The sequence below is a fragment of the Foliimonas ilicis genome (genome assembly GCF_039939195.1).
Classification (GTDB): Bacteria; Pseudomonadota; Alphaproteobacteria; order Rhizobiales; family Rhizobiaceae; genus Foliimonas; species Foliimonas ilicis.
In genome coordinates, this window is the sequence record NZ_JBDUUH010000015.1 from 87,794 (window position 1) to 106,408 (window position 18,615).

General features: G+C 58.6%; 21 protein-coding genes. All 21 read right to left on the reverse strand.

Features of this window, described 5'->3' with window-relative positions; all coding sequences use genetic code 11:
- Positions 1-3: 3 nt before the first annotated feature.
- Entirely contained in the window at positions 4-1,035 is a 1,032-nt protein-coding gene (locus ABFT80_RS25065) for a flagellar hook-associated family protein (protein WP_347974679.1), read from the reverse strand.
- Positions 1,036-1,039: 4 nt separating this feature from the next.
- Positions 1,040-2,500: a flagellar hook-associated protein FlgK gene (flgK, locus tag ABFT80_RS25070; RefSeq protein WP_347974680.1), complete on the reverse strand. Its 1,461-nt coding sequence runs from the start codon at positions 2,498-2,500 to the stop codon at positions 1,040-1,042.
- Between the two features lie 28 nt (positions 2,501-2,528).
- Positions 2,529-3,791, reverse strand: a complete 1,263-nt coding sequence (locus ABFT80_RS25075) for a flagellar hook protein FlgE (protein WP_347974681.1) — start codon at positions 3,789-3,791, stop codon at positions 2,529-2,531.
- Between the two features lie 148 nt (positions 3,792-3,939).
- The gene (locus ABFT80_RS25080) at positions 3,940-4,608 is read right to left on the reverse strand and encodes a response regulator transcription factor (RefSeq protein WP_347974682.1); all 669 of its coding nucleotides are present in this window, start codon (positions 4,606-4,608) and stop codon (positions 3,940-3,942) included.
- Between the two features lie 182 nt (positions 4,609-4,790).
- A complete protein-coding gene (locus ABFT80_RS25085; protein ID WP_347974683.1) occupies positions 4,791-5,378 on the reverse strand; it encodes a transglycosylase SLT domain-containing protein in 588 nt (195 codons plus the stop codon).
- Entirely contained in the window at positions 5,311-6,588 is a 1,278-nt protein-coding gene (locus ABFT80_RS25090) for a flagellar hook-length control protein FliK (protein WP_347974684.1), read from the reverse strand. Before ABFT80_RS25090 ends, ABFT80_RS25085 begins: the two co-directional genes overlap by 68 nt.
- Entirely contained in the window at positions 6,585-7,847 is a 1,263-nt protein-coding gene (locus ABFT80_RS25095) for a chemotaxis protein MotC (protein WP_347974739.1), read from the reverse strand. Before ABFT80_RS25095 ends, ABFT80_RS25090 begins: the two co-directional genes overlap by 4 nt.
- A complete protein-coding gene (locus ABFT80_RS25100) occupies positions 7,847-9,046 on the reverse strand; it encodes a flagellar motor protein MotB (protein WP_347974685.1) in 1,200 nt (399 codons plus the stop codon). Before ABFT80_RS25100 ends, ABFT80_RS25095 begins: the two co-directional genes overlap by 1 nt.
- The gene (locus ABFT80_RS25105) at positions 9,043-9,669 is read right to left on the reverse strand and encodes a hypothetical protein (protein ID WP_347974686.1); all 627 of its coding nucleotides are present in this window, start codon (positions 9,667-9,669) and stop codon (positions 9,043-9,045) included. The genes ABFT80_RS25100 and ABFT80_RS25105 overlap by 4 nt, the downstream gene beginning before the upstream one ends.
- The gene (fliF, locus tag ABFT80_RS25110) at positions 9,669-11,294 is read right to left on the reverse strand and encodes a flagellar basal-body MS-ring/collar protein FliF (protein ID WP_347974687.1); all 1,626 of its coding nucleotides are present in this window, start codon (positions 11,292-11,294) and stop codon (positions 9,669-9,671) included. The genes ABFT80_RS25105 and fliF overlap by 1 nt, the downstream gene beginning before the upstream one ends.
- 131 nt (positions 11,295-11,425) lie before the next feature.
- Complete coding sequence (locus tag ABFT80_RS25115) at positions 11,426-12,304, reverse strand: flagellin N-terminal helical domain-containing protein (RefSeq protein ID WP_347974688.1); 879 nt, start codon at positions 12,302-12,304, stop codon at positions 11,426-11,428.
- A gap of 217 nt (positions 12,305-12,521) precedes the next feature.
- Positions 12,522-13,253, reverse strand: a complete 732-nt coding sequence (fliP, locus tag ABFT80_RS25120; RefSeq protein WP_347974689.1) for a flagellar type III secretion system pore protein FliP — start codon at positions 13,251-13,253, stop codon at positions 12,522-12,524.
- Positions 13,250-13,729, reverse strand: a complete 480-nt coding sequence (locus ABFT80_RS25125; protein WP_347974690.1) for a flagellar basal body-associated FliL family protein — start codon at positions 13,727-13,729, stop codon at positions 13,250-13,252. The genes fliP and ABFT80_RS25125 overlap by 4 nt, the downstream gene beginning before the upstream one ends.
- A gap of 17 nt (positions 13,730-13,746) precedes the next feature.
- The gene (flgH, locus tag ABFT80_RS25130; protein ID WP_347974691.1) at positions 13,747-14,454 is read right to left on the reverse strand and encodes a flagellar basal body L-ring protein FlgH; all 708 of its coding nucleotides are present in this window, start codon (positions 14,452-14,454) and stop codon (positions 13,747-13,749) included.
- Positions 14,451-14,972, reverse strand: coding sequence for a MotE family protein (locus ABFT80_RS25135; protein ID WP_347974692.1), 522 nt, complete (start codon positions 14,970-14,972; stop codon positions 14,451-14,453). Before ABFT80_RS25135 ends, flgH begins: the two co-directional genes overlap by 4 nt.
- The gene (locus ABFT80_RS25140) at positions 14,969-16,171 is read right to left on the reverse strand and encodes a flagellar basal body P-ring protein FlgI (RefSeq protein ID WP_347974693.1); all 1,203 of its coding nucleotides are present in this window, start codon (positions 16,169-16,171) and stop codon (positions 14,969-14,971) included. Before ABFT80_RS25140 ends, ABFT80_RS25135 begins: the two co-directional genes overlap by 4 nt.
- The gene (flgA, locus tag ABFT80_RS25145; RefSeq protein ID WP_347974694.1) at positions 16,168-16,641 is read right to left on the reverse strand and encodes a flagellar basal body P-ring formation chaperone FlgA; all 474 of its coding nucleotides are present in this window, start codon (positions 16,639-16,641) and stop codon (positions 16,168-16,170) included. Before flgA ends, ABFT80_RS25140 begins: the two co-directional genes overlap by 4 nt.
- Before the next feature lie 6 nt (positions 16,642-16,647).
- Positions 16,648-17,436 (reverse strand): flagellar basal-body rod protein FlgG, encoded by a 789-nt coding sequence (gene flgG / locus ABFT80_RS25150; RefSeq protein ID WP_347974695.1) that lies wholly within the window; start codon positions 17,434-17,436, stop codon positions 16,648-16,650.
- 10 nt (positions 17,437-17,446) lie between these two features.
- Entirely contained in the window at positions 17,447-17,770 is a 324-nt protein-coding gene (locus ABFT80_RS25155; protein WP_347974696.1) for a flagellar hook-basal body complex protein FliE, read from the reverse strand.
- Entirely contained in the window at positions 17,767-18,189 is a 423-nt protein-coding gene (gene flgC / locus ABFT80_RS25160; RefSeq protein WP_347974697.1) for a flagellar basal body rod protein FlgC, read from the reverse strand. The genes ABFT80_RS25155 and flgC overlap by 4 nt, the downstream gene beginning before the upstream one ends.
- A 2-nt stretch (positions 18,190-18,191) precedes the next feature.
- On the reverse strand, positions 18,192-18,572 hold the full coding sequence (flgB, locus tag ABFT80_RS25165) for a flagellar basal body rod protein FlgB (protein ID WP_347974698.1): 381 nt from the start codon (positions 18,570-18,572) through the stop codon (positions 18,192-18,194).
- Between the last annotated feature and the right edge of the window lie 43 nt (positions 18,573-18,615).

Here is an 18,615-nt window from a genome sequence, read left to right on the forward strand (position 1 = left end):
TGGTTAGCTGAGGAAGCGAAGAAGGCTTAGTTGCTGAATGCGTGCGGTCATCGCGTAGGATGCTTCGATCTGTGCAACAATGTCATTCACACGGGTCACCGCCTCATAAGGATCGACGCCTTCGAGGTCGAGAATGCTGCGCTCGTAGATGTCTGCCTGCATCTTGGTGCGATTGGTGGCGTCGGTCACACGCTGCTCTGTCAGACCGGTCGTCGCCTGAAGTTTGCTCAAATCCCCAATCGCTTCGCCGACGAGTGTTACTGTATGCTCGACGAGTGCGGTTTTCGCTGAATCGTTGATATTGCTCGAGAGGAGGCCAGAGATCGCGGCTGCCGCCAATGTCAGTTTCCGAAACGCTTCTGCGTTGGCATTGACAGAGGTTTCCAGCGTTTCATTTAGCGCGACGCGGCTGACGATATTCTGGTCGGTCGCATCTGACCAATCTTCCCATCCGCCATCGAGCAGCGATGACTCGACCAGATCGTCCATGAACGCGCCGATTTCGGCAGCGGTGATGTTCGCTGCTTGAGGATCGTCCGATGGAAAGCTGAAATGCGCAGTAAAGGCTGCCTCGAACGCTGCTTTGGTCGCGGCATCGTCGACCGGCTTTGCGTCGGTGTTGATACCCGCAAACAGATATTCGCCGTTGAAGTTCGAGTTCAGCAGGGAATTTATCGAAGCGAGCGCGTTTTTCGCACCGGCCTCCGTGATCTCGAACGATGCTTCACCGGACACACCGCTGGTCAAAGTCGAGAAAAGGCCCTGCGCAACGTCCTGCATCTGGGTGAGGGCCTTTTGCGTGCTGGTCAGCCGCGCCGTAACAAGCGCGTTGGAATCCGTAATGCCGTTCAACCGGTCGAAATCGCGCCGGAACGTCACGGACTGGGATGTGCGCACTCCCAAAGCCAGACCCGTGTCGGCCACCAGGCCGCTGTCGGCTTCCTTCTGGGCTTTGACCAGATCGCTTTGCGCCCGCACTAGCGAATAGCGCAGAGCTTGCGAAACGGCGGCGGAAGAGACGAATGAGGCTTTCATTGGATTACCTCACCGCGTCCAGTAGGGAAGAAAGCATGTCATCGACGGCCTTAATGAGCCGCGCTGATGCCTGATATGTGTGCTCCAGTTCGAGCAGAAGCGACATTTCCATGTCGTCGTTGACGCCGATTTCGTTCGAAAGCGCTTCTGCTGTGCGCATGGCCAGCGCGCTCTTGGCTTCGACTGCCGTGGCAGCTTCCTTACGGACACCCTGGAACCAGCCGATGGAATTCGAGGAATAAGTCGTGAGGCTCGACGTTGCGCTGATGCCTGCCGCTGGATCGAAAGTCATCGGTTCGGTCATTTTGTTGCCAAGCTCGATTAGCCTGTCAGCAAAGGAAGCATGATTTCCCGTGTTTGCGACATAGTCCGCGCCATTGGCGCCGCCATCGCGAAGCAATTCGGGATTTCCGCCCTTGGCTGGGTCGTATGCGGCATTAAGCGAAATTCTGCCTGCCAAGCCGTGTTCCAGCGTTCCAGCCGCCGGAATGTCAGGCGCTCCCGGCCATGTGAAGAGGCCAACGGCATCCGGGCCAACACCGGTCAGATCGGATTCGGCGAATGCCGTGATAAGGCCGCGTGCCATCTCGTCGAGCTGGCTCTGCATCGTAGACGAGACACTGTCGCGAAGCTGGATCATGCCTGCCAGGCTGCCGGAAGCATCCGTGTTGCCGCCGCTCGCCATAGCTAGAGGCACGCCATCGATGTAGACGGTGTTGCCGCTCATGCCAGCCGCATAACCTGCGGATGGCTCGAAGGTTACGCTGCGCGCCGTCGTCTCGAACAGCATGCTGCCGTCCTTGGTGACGAGAACCATGTCGTTGTCGCCGCGAACCGACGGCGAGATGGGGACATATTCGGCAATTTTCTTGAGGATCGCATCGCGCTGGTCGAGCGCATCCGACACGTCCCTGCCGGATTTCGTGCCGGAAACGACAGCCTTGTTCGCTTCCTGAAACTGCGCAAGCAGCGAGTTCAGCTCACCGACTGCACCGGCGATTTGCTGGTCCGTCTCGATCCTGAGATTCTGGATATTCTCGCTGCCTTCATTCAACGTGCGCACGACCTGTCGTGCTGCGTTGACGGCACTTTCGGCGAGTGTGCGGTTGGAAGGTGATGCGGAATAGGTCTGCAGGGATTTCTGCAGTTCTGCGATGGCGCTCGCCGGGGACGAGACGTTTTCGACGCCGTTGATCGAAAGGCCAAGCCTTTCGATGCCGATATTCAAGGCGTTCTGCCCGCTCCAGGAGGAGAGGGCGGAAAGGTTCTGGCGGAAAATCTGGTCGTTTGCCGCTCTTTGGATTTCGACAACCCGCGAGCCCGGAGCCGAGCTCGCGAGAACTGCCGTGCGGCGCGCATAATCCGGATTCTTACTCTCCATCATATTGCGGGAGACGACGCTGGTCTGCTTTCCCGTATTGAGGAGCGAAGATTGTGCGATGCTTAATGCGGTCGAGAGCGACATGCTTTATCCCAGATATTGCGCGGGCCGCCTACCTCTTGAGATTGACGAGAACGTCCATGAGGTCGGCGCCGGTTTGAAATACTTTCGAGTTCGCAGTGTAGCTGCGCTGCGACTCGATCATGTTGGTGAGTTCTTCCGCGATATCGACGTTCGAACTTTCGAGCGCCCCGGCTACGACCTGTCCAAGGCTGCCTTCATTCGCGAAGCCGATCTGGACCGTGCCGGAATCCGCGCTCTGCGAGAACACGTTGCCCGGCAGCACCGTAAGCTGGTCGGGGCTCTGCACGTTTGCCAGTGGAATGCGATAGAGCGCCTTGTAGGTGCCGTTTTCGTATTTCGCGTAAAGTGTGCCGTCCTTGCTGATCTCGACGCCTTCGATGCCGCTTGGCGCGTTGCCATCGACTTCCGGCGGCGTGACGATCGTGTAGGTCGTTCCAAGCTGCGTCGTCTTTGCGAGATCGAGGCTCAGCGTCGCACCGTCGGGTATCGGAATCTCGATGCCGGTCGCACTCGTGCCCGTCAGCTTTCCGGTCGTGCCGTCAAATGCCAGTGTTTCGGTCACAAGCGGGCCGGAGCTATAGGGGAACGATGTGTTCGGGGAAGCGTCGGCCTGATTGTAGATCGCGACTTCCCAGGTGTGGTCGGCCGTCTTGGTGAAGTAGACGTCCAGCAGGATTTCCCGGCCGAGATTGTCATAGGCCCGCAACGAGGATTTTGCCGAATATTCCGCTGTCGCTTCATTCTCGGAAGGCAGATTGGCTGGATCGACAATGTCGGCTCCGACCGGAAGGTTCACCGTAAACAGGCCGTTCTTGGAAGGAGATGCAATCAGTTCGTTCTGCGCCAGCGTTACCGGCTCAAGACCGCCGAAGCCATTGGCGGTGGCGCTTGGAACACCATTTGCGAAGCTGTAGCCCATGAGCTGGAAGCCGGCCGCATTGACCAATTGGCCATTTGCGTTCGGTACGAAAGAGCCTGCGCGGGTCAGGACGGGCGCACCGTTTGCACCCTGTACGACGAAGAAACCATTGCCGTTGACGGCAAGGTCGCTGCCCGAAGTCGTGTAGCGCAGGTCGCCCTGCTGGCTGATCGATGTGCGGACCGTGGTTGTCACGCCGCCCGAAGTGTAATTGCCGCTGGTGCTTGGGATGATGAGCGACGAAAATTCCGTGCTCGAACGCTTGTAGCCGGTGGTGCTTGAATTCGCGATGTTATCGGCGACGGTGGAAAGGCGGTTGGCCTGCGCATTCATTCCCGATACGCCGGTGCGCATCATTCCAAACAAACTCATCGCTTCATCTCCTGATTTTCAGAACCCTTGTGGCGAAGAGTAGCGAAGCTGACTTGCGCGAAGCTGTCGGTGCGGCACAATCCGCAGCGATTTTCGAAGTGAATGCGAAGCGGCTGGAAGACCGATGCCATGGTCTGCTGCCTGCGCATCACACGACGAGCCGGTAGCCGAGGAAACGCTTGGAATCGATTGGATCCTCACCCAGCTTTTCGCGCAGCTTCTTGCGCAATTTGCTGATGTGGCTTTCAACGACGTTCTCTTCGACTTCCTCGTCGAAAATGCCGTAAATCGCGTTGAAGACCTGCGTCTTGGTCACGCGGCGACCGCCATTGCTCGCAAGATATTCGAGGATGCGGCGTTCGCGGCGCGGCAGCGGCAGGGGCTGTCCGTCGATTTCAGGATCGCGGCCGTCGAGATAGATGCGCAGCCGATCGACATCGACATGATTGCGCTCTTCATGGGCACGGCGGCTGATTGCCGAAATGCGCGCCAGGATTTCGCGGATGTGTACCGGCTTGCGGATGACATCGTCTACACCTGCTTCGAAAAGCTTGAGCGTGTTTTCCAGAGAATGCTGTTCGCTGAGTGCGATGACCGGAGCACGGGTCCGGTCGCGGATGGCGCGAGGGGAGAACTGTACCTCTCCGCAGTCGCCGATCAGGAATGCGCGGACGGCCTTGAGGTCGTCATCTGCAGCACTGCTAACCCATTCGCCAAATTCGCTCGACCCGAAGCCGGCGCTTGCAACGCCTTCCCGGTCAAAAAGTGAATGATAACCATCCTTCACGAGCTTTCGCTCGTCCACAATCACAATCATCGGCCCGCCTCCGAATCAGCCCGTCATGGGCTGTGGACCAAGGGGTAACTGCTGGGGCGAATCCTTAACAACCGCGATTTCTTGTAACTAATTTTTAAGGGTGCGGATTCTCGTTCAGATTGTAGTTGAAGCGGGACGGGTTCGTATCCCTAATCGCCATATATTAACAAAAACTTTTACAATTATTGGTTGCAGAATGATTTGGCGTTGGCCGTCCATTTTCCAAACCCGGTCGCAACCATATTGGAGATGACGCGGCATACATAACGCTTCTGGGCAGGATCATTGTTTGGCCCTGCATGATAGCGTGCTACAGCCATCGACCAGGTTTCATGGCGTGCGTGAAGCTTCAATAGAAAACGCGCTGCGTAGTCCACATTGCTGCGCGGGTCGAGCATGTCTTCGACGGAACGAAAATGTTCCGCGTGATAGTGATGGTTTATCTGCATACAGCCGAGATCGATCAATTTCACGCCGTCGCGTCTTGCCGCCTGAAACGCTGAAATCGCGGCGCCGCGTGTTGATGCGAAGACCGCTTTTCCCTCTATATTCAATGCATAAGGCTGCAAGCTGCCTTTTCGACCTGTTTCGGTGAGACCTACCGCGTAGAGGATGCCGACGGGGATTTTGTACCGATCCGCGGCGCGTAGAATTTCCGGTTCACACGGATTTTGTGCAGCGGAGTAGGCCGCGGGCAGGGCATTAAATGTAAAGGCCACCGCCAGAGCGAGGCTCCACAGCGGGAGCCGAATTCGGACGTGCGCCGCCATTGCCGTCACCCTCATTGCTGGAATTTCTGCCGTTCGATCCGCTGTTGCTTTCGCCCGATCCGTTCGACTGAAAATTCTGCTGCGGACGGCCGGAATTGTCGAAGGATTGCCCGCTCGCCTCGTTGCGTGTCGCTGGATTTATTGCAGCCTGTGATTGTATAATGCTGATCTGATCGATTTCGAAGCCGAGACCCTTGAGCGCTTTTGTGATGATTTCCTTGTCGGAAGACAGCCGCTGATGGGCTTCTTTCGTATCGACCTGGATCTCAACTCTAAGCTGATCGCCTGCTAGTCGCAGATTCGCGGTCACCATACCGAGTTCGGCCGGGTGCAATTGTATCTTCAGCGTGTGCACCGAATTGGTCGAAGACTGTGTTTGGACGCCTGAAAAGACCGCTGCGGCGGGTGCAGATTTCGGTGCTGCACGAAGCGCGAACGCATCACTCAGAGCATCGATGACCTGGTTTGTTGCAGGTGCTGCGATCGTCTGTTCCGATATGACGGTTACACGCGCTGAAATGCTTTCCGGTGCTTTCATTTCAATGCGCCTGTCGGGCGCTGCCGGGGCAGGTTTCTTGGCCGGGCTCGCGTCCGAAGTCGAGGAGGCTGACAGTGTTTTCGTGCTCTCGGCCGATGCTTCGGTAAACGCGCTGGACGGAACGAATTCGGCCGCCTGCGCGCGCGCGGCTGCTTTTGCCTCGAACGAATTGGAAGCTGGCTGATTGCCTACATTCGCGGGCTTTTCGCCATCGACGCGCATCTGTGGCTTTGGTTCGTCTGTGTCCGGATCAGCTTTGGGCTGAGGCAAAGGCAGCGCTTCCACTGTTTCGATGACGGCGACCGACGTGAGTATCTGCGGTTCCTTTTTCTCGGAAACGGTATTTTCGTCCCCGTCGGGGGCAGGCCTTGCGTCTTTCTCGTCCGCTTCCGCATCTTCCGAGGCGAACTTGGCCAGAAGCGCTTCGTCTTCCGTTTCAGCGCGCGCAAAGGTTGACGTCTTGAGAATGACGGCGTCCAGCTTTTCGTCGAGACGGCGTCTCAGATCGACGTCAGGCCGCTTTGAATCGTCTTGCTCGGCCTGCGGCTTCGTCTCTAAATCCAGAGCGTCACCGAAGGACAGGTTCTTTTCGTTCTGCGGCTGCTTGTTCTGCCCGGCGGGCGCTTTTAGTGGCGCTAGAAAAGGCATGTTCTGATTGACAGCGCTCGTCATTGGATCGTCTCTCCGAGTAGCTTGTCGATTGCGTCCAGTTTTTCACGCGCGGTTATGAGCATTGCATCCGTCTCATCCGCCTGCGCTGATTTTTGTGCCGCGGGTGCAGACAGCTCCGAGGCAGCGGCGGCTTGCGCTTCCACCTGCTCGGCAATGGAAGGCTGTGTGCTTTCTGGTGCAGCGGGCGGCGCAGGGACCCTGGCGAGCGATGCCAGGGGCGGCGGTGCGCCGGTCAGTTCCGAGGCGACGGACTTTGCCGCATCAAGCAGCTTCTTGTCGTTTTGCGAAAGGCTGTCGCGGTCGACCTTCGACAGTTTTTCGAGAATTTCATCCGAGGTGCCGGAGGTAATGGATGACAGTCCCGAATAAAGAATGGCGCGGGAGTCCACGCTCCGTTTGTCTTCATCGGGATTTTCCCGCGCTTTGCGGGATGCGAATGCGGATAATTCCGTTATTCCCTCGATTGCGGCGCGACGCGCTATTCGCAGATAGGTGGTCTTTTTCTGTTCGGGGTTCATCAGGTCCGCGACCTGTGCGATGCCGTCGAGCGGAATTGCATCGTGAAGCTCGGCGACACCGCGCACGAAAGCGTTTGCAAACTGGCTGGCATAGGGCGACCGAAGGTAACGACTGGCATATTGCCGCGAGGAATCTATGAACCGCGCGGCGTCTTTTTGAGAGGTCGCGAGCATGATCGTGCGGCGAAGCGATGCTTCCTCGACCAATGTTCCGGTACCGAGCAGCCGCGCCTGATCGAACATGATCAGGGCCTTGGCAGGATCTTCGTTGGTCAGGACCGCACCTTTTACGAGAGCCAGAAATGCCCCGAGTTCGCGCGGCAGGATCATCGGATCGACCGGTTCGAGCGCTGCCTGTGCCGACCTCGGATTGCCCCGTAAATAGCCGACGATCCCTTCGGATATCGTCTTGTCGGCGTCACCAAGGGTAAGATGCGAAACGGTGCGTTCCAGCGTCAGCGGATTGCCGCCGCTCATTCCATAGATCAGAAGGGCGCGAAAATTGCGCGGCTCGTCGAAGACGGCCGTGTCTGCGTCGCGGATGGTTTTGTCCGTCATTTCCAGCAGCTTCTGCTGCATGGGCAGGGCGGCATGATCGCCCGTGGCAATGCGATCCTGAACGAGCTGGAGCGAGCGGACCATCTGATAGGGCTGGAGGTGCGAGGCCTCTTCCGCCCCGGCAGGCGCCACGAATGCCATGACGGCCCCGGCAATCCCGAAAAGGCGCAGGCCGCTATGCATCACTCACCCGTTTCCAGAAGGATTTCGATGCGACGATTGACGTCGGCCAGCGGGTTCGAAGGCTCCTTGAGTTTACGGTCAGCGAAGCCGGCCACTTCGACGATGCGCTGTTCATTCATGCCCGAGCGCGTCAGCATGTAATAGGCCGAATGCGCGCGTGCCGTGGAAAGGCGCCAATTGTCATAGGTTTCGCTGCGGAATGGCCGCGCATCGGTGTGACCGCTGATCTTGATATTGCCCTTCTGCGTTTCAAGAATCTTGCCGATCTTTTCCATCGCGACCACGAGTTCGCGGCGCGGTACTGCAGAGCCGATTTCGTACATGCCGAAATTGAACTGATCGGTGATCGTGATGGTGACGCCTTCGGGCGTCGCGACGACGGAAAGGTTTTCCGCAACCTCCCGGTCGGCTGCCAGCGCGGTGGAAATCTGCTTGCTGATTTCCTCAGCCGCCTTCAGCGTTTCGGCAGCGGGCTTTTCGTCGGCGGCTTTGGTTCTTTCGGGTGCGGGCGGCGGCGGTGTCGGCATGCCGGTGACAGCAGCGGTTCGAACCGGCGTGTTCGGCGTTTCGTCTGCCGGTGCAGTTGCCTGCGCGTTGCCCGGTTCGAGATCGGGTGAAACCTGCTGCACCCAGAAATCGGGCGCGAATGGATCGCGATAGGATTCGCCGCCCGAAGCACCGGATGCGGGGCCGGATGTCTGCGCGCCGCCATCGCCCTTTTCGCTTATATTCTGCTTTACGCCCGTGTCGCCTGCGATTTCGGCGAGCACGGCATAGGGGTCGGTGAAAAGCCGGTCGTCGGAGTGGTTCTCGGCATCGGAAGCTTCGGTGGAATTCTGGTTTTCCTGCGGGCCGGAGGTTGCGCGCCAGTCGGTCGCTTCCTCGCCTGCGACCGGTTCGGCCGCGTCGTCATTCATGCCGACGGCGTTCGGGCCGTCGCCTATATCTTCCAGCCCTTTGCGGCTCGCATTGCGGTCGATGAGCTGTACTGGATTGAAGTAGCTGGCAACAGCGGCCTTGGTCTTTTCGTCCGAGGCACTGACGAGCCACATGACCAGAAAGAAGCACATCAGCGCAGTCATGAAGTCCGCGAAAGCGATCTTCCAGGAGCCGCCGTGATGGCCATCATCGCCGTCGCCGTAAGAGCGCCGTACGATGACGATTTCCTGCTTGATCTCTCCGTTTTCGGCGTGAATCACCGCAAGAACTCCGACATGGCGTCCGACCACTCGCCAAGGCGGGTTTCGAACAATTTGCCTTCAATGGTCACGGTAAGGTCAAGCGTGTCAGCTTCCGTGAAATCGATGGAACCGGCGCGCTCGGGCATGGCCCGCGCCAGGGCATCGTAAAGCGATTGCGGACCCTGAACGCGCATGCCGATCGCTTTGCCGTCGGCAAATGCGGTGCGTATGGACGCGGCAAGCATTTCGATGGAACGCTTTTGCAGATCGTCACTCAGAAACTTCGTAAGCAGGGTCGCTGCGGAAGATGTTACTATGTCGGTGATGTGGGTTTCCATCTCGACCATGCGCTGGGTCAGCAAAGCTGCGGCATCGTCGGCAAATGTCTTTTCCGCCTGACGAAGCGTCTCGGCATGGGCTTCGCGCTCTGCAAGCAGCGCTGCTTCATGCTCGCCCCTCAGGCGTTCTTCGAGTTCTGCCGTTGCGCGCGTGACTTCCGCTGCGACGATGCCTGGAATATCAGGCTGTGCCGGAGTGTTGACCTTCAGTCTTGGTCGAACAGGTACTTCCGCGGCCTCGATGCGATGCGAAGGCGGTCTTCCAAAATCGGGCAATGCGTCGAAAAGGGCAAGGCGTGCCATCAGGCGACAGCCTCATTGTTTGCCCATTTGCGCAGAATGGTGGCGGTGCGCTCTTCGTTCAGGTCGACCATGCGGGCGAGCCTTTCCTGCGGCGCGGGGCGCAGTTTCTGCCTGAGATCGTCAAGCGGGTTTGACGCAGGCATCGGTATGGATGCTGCCTGCCCTTCCGCACCGGCTTCGGGATTTGGAAGCGACCGCTGGACGTCTTCGAAGCTCTGTCCGGCAATCTGCGCGGGCTTTGCCAATTGCGCGACCATCGGGCGAAGACCGAAGAAGCCGAGAAGGAAGACGACCACGACGAAGGCCAATGCGTTGATCATGGTGCCGGTATGACGGCCCATGGCGTCGAGAATACCGGGGCTTGCGACTTCCACGCCGTCCAGACCGTCGATGAACTCGACTGCCGAAATGTTTATGAAATCGCCGCGCGCCTCGTTGAAGCCGGTGGCCGAGGCAACGACCCTCTGGATTTCCGCAATGCGCTGGCTGAGTTGTTCGGGCGTCGCGCCTTCGCCAAGGATTGCGGAAAGACGCTGCTGGTTCACCACTACGGAAATCGACATCTTGTTGACGCTATAGCCGCTGCTGACGGTGGCGATGCGCTTGGAATTGATTTCGTAGTTGGTCGTTTCTTCCTTGCGTTCGCTCTGCTCGGAGCTTTCCGGTCCTGTGCCTGCTGCAAGGTCGGCATTGGGAAGGTTCTGCTCGACGGTTGCGGGCGTTGCCGACGAACGCTGATTGTTGTTCTCATTGGCGCGAACCACCTGAACCGAGCGCTCGACGCGCGATTCCGGGTCGAAGATCGTCTCTTCCATCTGGCGGCTGTCGGTGTTCACGTCTGCCTTGACACTGGCGCGGAAATTGTCGGGTCCGAGATAGGGTGACAGCGCGCGGCGGATATTGTCCTCGACCTGCGATTCGACTGTGCGCTCGATGCCGAACGAACGGCTTGCGCTGCTGTTGGAAGGATCATCGCCTGCTGCAAGCAGCGTGCCGCTGGAATCGAGAACGGTCACGTCTTCTGCGTCGAGGCCAGGCACGGCCGCGGCCACCATGTAGCGAATGGACATCGCGCTTTTCACGGCATCGACACCAGCCGAGCGAATAACGACCGAAGCGGAAGGCTTCTGCTCATCGCGGCGGAAGTTTGCGCGTTCCGACATGACGATGTGGACGCGCGCGGCTTTGATGCCGTTGATGGACTGGATGGTGCGGGCAATTTCGCCTTCGAGCGCGCGGACACGGGTGATCTGCTGCATGAAGGAGGTGAGGCCAAGCGAACCGACATTGTCGAATAGCTCGTAACCGGCATTCGCGCTGGTCGGCAGGCCTTTTTCGGCAAGAAGCATGCGGGCCTGTGCGGTCTGGCCTGCGGGAACAAGGACGGTCGTGCCGTCGGAAGCGACGTCGAAGCCGATGCCTGCTTCATTCAGCACAAGGCCGATCTGGTTCACGTCGGAGCGTTCGAGCCCGACATAGAGCGTCTCATAGGCTGGACGATTGAGATAAACCGATGCGACGCCGATAATGGCGAGAACCAGCGCCATAACGCCGCCCATGATAGCGAGCCTGCGCGCGCCGAAGCCCTGCAGATTATCGACGATGCGTTGTACTTGTTCCGGCACGGATAGAATGCTCCCCGCATGATTTGCCCAATCGGACAGTAGAACGCGAAGCTTGTGCGAAAATGAAATCGGGCCGCGCTCGATAAAAGCGCGGCCCGAAAAGTTTGGCTAATGCCTTGTCGGCTTTCCGATTAACGGAAGAGCGACAGGATCGACTGCGAGTTCTGGTTTGCGATCGACAGAGCCTGAATACCAAGCTGCTGCTGAACCTGCAGAGCCTGCAGACGGGTCGATTCCTTGTTCATGTCGGCATCGACGAGCTGGCCAACGCCCTTTTCGATGGAATCCATCAGGCTTGCAGTGAAATCCTTCTGCATGTCGATGCGGTTCTTGGCCGAGCCAAGTTCTGCAGCGCCATTAGCAAGATTTCCAGCTACGGCTTCGAGATCCGTAAGGAAGTCTGCCAGCTCGGTATCGGTGGTCGCTGCCGCAACCGTGATAGCCATGACGTCGTCCAGAAGTCCGCCATCGCCGCCGTCTGCTGCGGTGAGGACGATGTTCGACGTATCAACTTCGATCTTGCTGACGGTCACGATGCCAGCGGAATCGCGGTTGTAGGCCGAGACAACGCTGAAGCCGGCAGGAGCGCCAGGCGTATCAGTTGCCAGAAGATTCGAGCCAGCGTAGTTGGCACCGACAGCGATACCCTTGAGCTGGTCCTGGGCGGTCTTGATTTCACCCTGGATTTTCAGCTTGTCCGCCTCGGAAGCGCCGATTGCCGAGAGAACCTTCTCTTTGATCTGATCGACGACTTCGATGGCCTTGTTCATTGCAGTGTAGGCCGTGTCGATCTTGCCGGCGCCGAGGCCGAGAGAATCCTGAACGACGGAGTGTGCCTTGTTGTCCGAACGCATCGTGGTTGCGATCGACCAGTAAGCGGCGTTGTCCGAAGCTTCTGCAACGCGCATGCCCGTAGCGATACGGCCCTGCGTGACGGAGAGGTTCTTGTTGGTGGAGTTCAGGCTCTGGAGAGCCGTGAGAGCGGAAGAGTTGGTAAGAATGCTAGACATTGTGTCTGTGCCCCTAATGACAAAATACTTGAGGGACATGCCGAATTTCATCGGCGAAGGCGGCGCGGCATCATGCCTATGATCTCAGTCGATCAACCCGTCCTTCGTGCCAGAACTTATGACGGGCAATTCTTACCAGAATATGAATTGAATCATTCAAATCAGAGCATGATCCCGAAAAGTGGGGGCCGGTTTTCGGAAAAGATCATGCTTCAAACTAAGTGAAAGATCGAACGAGACTGCCGACGAGCAGATTCCAGCCGTCGATGAGCACGAAAAATAGGATCTTGAAGGGCAGGGAAACGACCGTTGGCGGCAGCATCATCATGCCCATGGCCATGGTGATGGTGGCGACGATCAAATCGATAACCAGGAACGGAAGAATAATCAGAAAGCCGATTTCGAAGCCGCGTCGGATTTCCGAAATCATGAAGGCCGGAACCAGAATGCGCAGATCGATCGAATCTTCCGAGACGGTCTGGCCGCGTTCGCGCGCCAGATCGGCGAACAATGCTAGATCCCGGTCGCGAACATGCGTCGTCATGAAGGCGCGAAACGGATCGGAGATTTGCGTCAGCGCCTGTTCCTGGGTGATTTCATTATTCATCAGCGGGCGCACGCCATTGTTCCACGCCTGATCGAAGGTCGGCGCCATGACGTAGAAGGTCATGAACAGGGACAGGCTGATCAGGATAAGATTGGCGGGCGTGGATTGCAGGCCGATGCCGGAGCGCAGGATCGAGAAAGCAATGACGAAACGCGTGAAGCTCGTCACCATGATGAGCAGGCCGGGCGCTACCGAAAGCACCGTGATCAGGCCGAACATCTGGATGATATAGCCGATGGTCGCGCCGTCGGCCTGGCCGATCGCGCTGAGATCGAGCTGCTGCGCCCGCGCGGTCGATACGCCAAGCGCGATCAGGACAGCGGTGATGCCAAGTTTTTTCATTCGAAAAGCAGGGTCCGGATAAAGACGTTCTTCACATGGCCATCGCTGCGGATTGCGGCGCGCTCTTCGAGATCGGCTTTCAGATGCAGGAAGCCGCTGGCCGTTTCGATCTGGTCGAGACGAACGGTGCGGATGAAGGCGAGCAAATCCTGATGGATTTCATCGACCATTTCTTGAGGCTGCGGCGCATCGAGCGCGATAGCCAGTTCCATCCTCACCCAGATGTCTTTCGGTGAGGCGATGTTTGTCGTGATCGGTTCAAGCGGCAGCACGATGCGCTTGTCGTCGATTTTTTCTTCCGGGGATGCATGAGCGACGTCGGGCGCAGGCGTTCCCGCGGGGCTGTCGATGAGGTAGGTGCCGGAAGCCCAACCCATGCCGATTGCAGCAACGGTCACGCCCAGAAGTGCCGCGATCTGGATCACCAGCGAGGGGCCTTTCGGGGAGGCGGGAGGTGCTTCTTCTGTGACGGCCACGAACTTGATCCCTTGCCCTAGAACGGAAGAACCTGGTCGAGAAGCTGCTGCCCGTAAGGCGGCTGCTGCACTTCCGTCAGACGGCCACGCCCGCCATAAGCGATGCGCGCCTCGGCGATGCGCTCATATGAAATCGTGTTCGATGCTTCGATGTCCTGCGGGCGAACGATGCCGGCGATGGTCAGAATGCGCATTTCCGCATTGACCCGGACTTCCTGCGATCCCCGGATCATCAGATTTCCGTTCGGAAGCAGATCGGTGACGACTGCTGCGACGGACAGATCGATGTTTTCCGAACGCTCGGTCTTGCCGGTGCCCTTGGTCGATGTGTTCGATGCGACATCGCCATCCAGCGAACCGTCCTGCGAGACGCCGTTCCAGCCGAAATCCAGACCGAGGCCCAGCGTACGCGAAACCTTGCGGTCGCGTTCGGAATCGTTCTTGAAGCGTGCGCGGTCGTTGATGCGGATTTTCACGGTCAGGATGTCGCCGGGCGAAAGCGCGCGCGGATCGGTGAACAATTTGCTCTGGCGGTCGTCCCACAGCGAGAATTTGCGTGGTGCCTGAGGTGGCGTCTGCGGATACTGGTAAAGCGACTGCGCTGTCGGCTCCAGCCCCGAACCTACCGCCGAAAGTGCTGGCTCGCGGCCAATTTCAGCCGGATTGACGCCAGCGCAGCCCGACAGCATTGCGATTGCGATTGCGATTGAAGCTTTGCGCATCATGTCGGGTCCTGCGTCCGCGCCGCGGCGACCATGATGGTCGTGACCGTGGCGGCGGCCTTTCGTTCCATTTCGTTGAGAATGACGCTCGCCTGTCTCGTTTCGAGCTTCATCAATATGCCTGCGGCGACTTCCGCGTTGAGTTCGGCAAGCCGTTCGGCGGCAGCGTCCGGCTTCATTCTTGCGTAGATCGCGACGACGCCGTCCTGCGCTTTTGCGAGGAAATCCTCGCGGCGTTTCAGCCAATCCTCATATTCGGCGCGCTTTTCTTCGAGCACCTGCATGCGCTGGTCGATGTCTTCCTGAAGCTTCTTCAGTTCCATCGCCTGGAGCGAATAGCGCCGGTCGCGCGCGGCGTCGGCAATGTTGGTGCAGAAGCGGCGAACGTCGTCGGACATTTCGACCGGTGCCTCGGAAATCAGTTCCGATTGCGCGACCGCGTGGGAGGTGCAGAGCAAGGTGCCGAGCGCTGCTGCGCGGATGAGGTTGGTGGCTGCTTTTGCGGGATCGAAAACCATCATTGCACCACCAGATCAGCTTGAAGCGCACCGGCGGATTTGATGCCTTGAAGGATCGCGATAATGCCGTCCGGCTTCACGCCAAGACGGTTCAGTCCGGCAACCAGCGTCTGCAAATCGGGACCGTCGAGCAATGCGACCTGTGCATCTGGCTGGTCCGTTTCGACCGTCGTGAAAGGCTCGACCGCCGTTTCGCCACGAGAGAACGGTTCAGGCTGCACGACACGCGGCTGCTCGGTGATCCGCACGGTCAGTGTGCCGTGGCTGATCGCAACGCGCGATATGCGCACATCATTGCCGATGACGATCGTTCCGGTACGCTCGTCAACGACGACGCGCGCAGGCGAATCCGAGCGGACGACGAGATTTTCAAGCTCGGCGTAAAACCGTGCCGCAGAAATATTCGCGGGCTTCTTGATATGGACCGTGCGTGCGTCCTGTTCGGTGGCGACACGCCTGCCGAAACGCTGCATGGAATAATCGTTGATCGCGTCGGTCACGCGCACCGTGGTCGAGAAATCGGGATTGCGAAGCTGCAGCGTCAGCGTGTCCTGATGGCCGAATTCAGCCTTCACTTCGCGTTCGATGATGGCGCCGTTCGGCACGCGACCGGCGGTCGGCACGCCTTGCGTGACGCGTTCAGCCTGACCTTGCGCTTCGAAACCGGAGACGAGAACGGAGCCCTGTGCGACAGCATAGATTTCGCCGTCGGCGGCCTTCATCGGGGTCATGACGAGCGTGCCGCCCTGTAGCGAAATAGCGTCGCCAAGCGAGGAAACGTTCACGTCGATGCGCGAGCCGGACTGGACGAATGCCGGGAGATTGGCCGTCACGATAACTGCCGCGACATTCTTTGCGCGAGCGCGGCCGCCTTCGGTGGCGATGCCCAGATTTTCCAGCATTGCGCGGATGGACTGTTCGGTGAAAGGCGAGTTGCGCAGGCTGTCGCCCGAACCTTGCAGACCGATTACCAGACCGTAACCGACGAGCTGGTTGTCACGCGCGCTTTGAAGCTGCGCAATGTCCTTGATGCGTGAGATCGGCCCGCCCGCGTGAAAGCCTGCGCCATTCGCGCCATATCCGCCTGCGCCGCCGACAGCCGCGTACTGGCCGTTGCCGGGGAGTTTTCCATCAAGATCGGCGGCAATGGCGGGCTGAAAGCCGACCATCATTGCCAGAGTTATTGCAAAAACGCGCCTCATGTTGCGCTGATCCTGATCGAGCCGTCAGCCATCACCGTGCCGGAAACGACCTTGCCGCTGTCCATGTTGCGAACCTTGATGAGATCGCCTGCCGAACCAGGCTGCAAGGTCACGCCGCTCGCTGAAATAATGAGCGGGCCGGACAAGAAAACCACCTGAACCGATGCGCCGGATTCGACGATATAGGCATCCCGCACCGAGCTTAGCGGGATCATGCGGCCGGGAAGCAGGGTGCGTTTTGCAACCTTGCCTTCGACGTCCGTTTCCGCGCTCGCAACGACTGTGTTGTTCTGGGCGCCGTTTCGAAGCGTGACCGCTTCGAGTGCATCCGCCGAGATTGTTTCGCCGGGATAGATCACCCTGTTGGTAATGATCACGGTCTCTTCGCCGAAACCGTGCACTGCCGACGCAAGCAGCAGTGCGCCTGCGGTCACAATACGGCCAAGTTGGCGAAGAGGGTGTCGGATCATCGTCAATTACCTGATGTTTTTTGAGACGACAGCGGCCATTTCGTCGGCTGCCTGAATGACTTTGGAGTTCATCTCGTAAGCGCGCTGCGCCGAGATCAGTTCGGTGATTTCCTTCACCGGATCGACGTTGGAGTTTTCGAGATAACCTTGCTGGATGGTCGCGTAGCCGACATCGCCCGGCACGCCGACATTGGCGGGGCCGGAGGCTTCGGTTTCCTGAAAGAGATTGTCGCCCAGCGGTGCGAGGCCTGCTTCATTGGCGAAGGTCGCCAGCGTAAGCTGACCCAGTTCCTGCAAGTCTGCCTGGCCGTCGAGACGGGCAAAAATCTGGCCGGATTTGTTGACGACCACTTCGAGCGCATCCGGCGGCACGTTGATTGCCGGATCGACCGTGAAGCCGTCGACAGTGACCAACTGCCCGGTCGCATTGGTGTTGAAGGCACCGGCGCGGGTGTAGAGCGTCTGCCCGTCAGCCCCTTCGATCTGGAACCAGCCCTTGCCGGTAAGCGCCAGATCGTAATTGTTGCCGGTGCTGGTCAATCCGCCCTGAACATGGACGTTGCGCACGGCAGAGGTCTTGACGCCGAGGCCGATGCTGACGCCTTCGGGCACGATGTTCGCATTGGCCCGGTTGGGTACGCCCTGCATCCGGTCGACCTGATAGAGCAGATCGGAGAATTCGGCGCGGGCGCGCTTGTAACCCGTGGTGTTGATGTTCGCGATGTTGTTCGCGATCACTTCGAGATTTGTCTGCTGGGCGTTCATGCCCGTGGCGGCAATGGCGAGTGCTTTCATCGGATTTTCCTCAGATCGCCATGCGGCTGACTTCGAGATATGCGGTCACGATCTTGTCGCGAATGGCGACTGCCGTGTTCATGGCCTGCTCCGCACTCATGACGGCATCGACCACGGCGCGCGTATCGGTTTCGCCCGAAAGCGCTTTCAGCGAAACGCTTTCGGCCTGCTTTAGCGTATCGACCGTGCGGCCTGCCGCTTCGGTGAGTGCTGCCGCGAAAGACGCGCCCGCATCCGAAGGTGCAGGGTTGATTGCATTGCCTGCAAAGAGCGATGTGGTTTCGCTGGTCGAGGATTTCTGAAGCGCGTCGAGCGCGCCAATGCCACTGATCATCCCTGGCCTCTCATAAGGTCTATCGTCATTGAAATGAGGTCGCGTGCTTGTTTCACGACCTGAAGATTGGCTTCGTAAGACCGGTTCGCCTCCGTCATATCCGCCATCTCGATGATGACGTTGACGTTCGGCATCTTGACGAAGCCTGCTTCGTCGGCGGCCTCATGTCCCGGCAGGAATTCCAGCGGAAACGCCTTCTGGTCGCGGCTGATCGAGGTGACTTCGACCAGCGAACTGCCGCTGGCGCGGTCGAGTTCGGCAGCAAAAGTAATCGTCTTGCGCTGATAAGGCTCGGCGCCCGGCGTATTGCCTGTGGACTGCGCGTTTGCGAGGTTTTCCGAAACGATGCGCAGTCTTTCGGACTGTGCGCCGAGGCCGTACGAGGCGACTTTGAGTGCGGATGTCAGTGCGTCGACCATAGTCAGCCCTTCACGCTCAGCATCATCATGCGGTGAAACGCCTTGACGATTGCGGTGTTCAATTCGAACGAGCGGCGGATTTCGCCGCCCTTCATCAGTTCGTTTTCGAGAACGACCGTGTTTTCGGAAGGCAGTATCGACTTTTTCGGATTTTCATTGCGAACGGCAAAGCCCGCATCGGTCACACCGGAACCGAAATGCCCGACTTGCGTCGCTTTCAGCGCGACGCGCGTATTGTCGAGCACTTGCTGAAAAGGTTCGACTTCGGCGGTGCCGTAGCCGGGTGTGTTCACATTGGCAATATTGCCCGCAACAGCGGTCTGGCGGACGGAAAGCCACCGTGCTTGCTGGGACGCGAGATCGAAAAGATTGACAGGCTGCATAGAAATCTCCGGCAGATTTCTAAAGTGTAAACAGCCAGTCTTG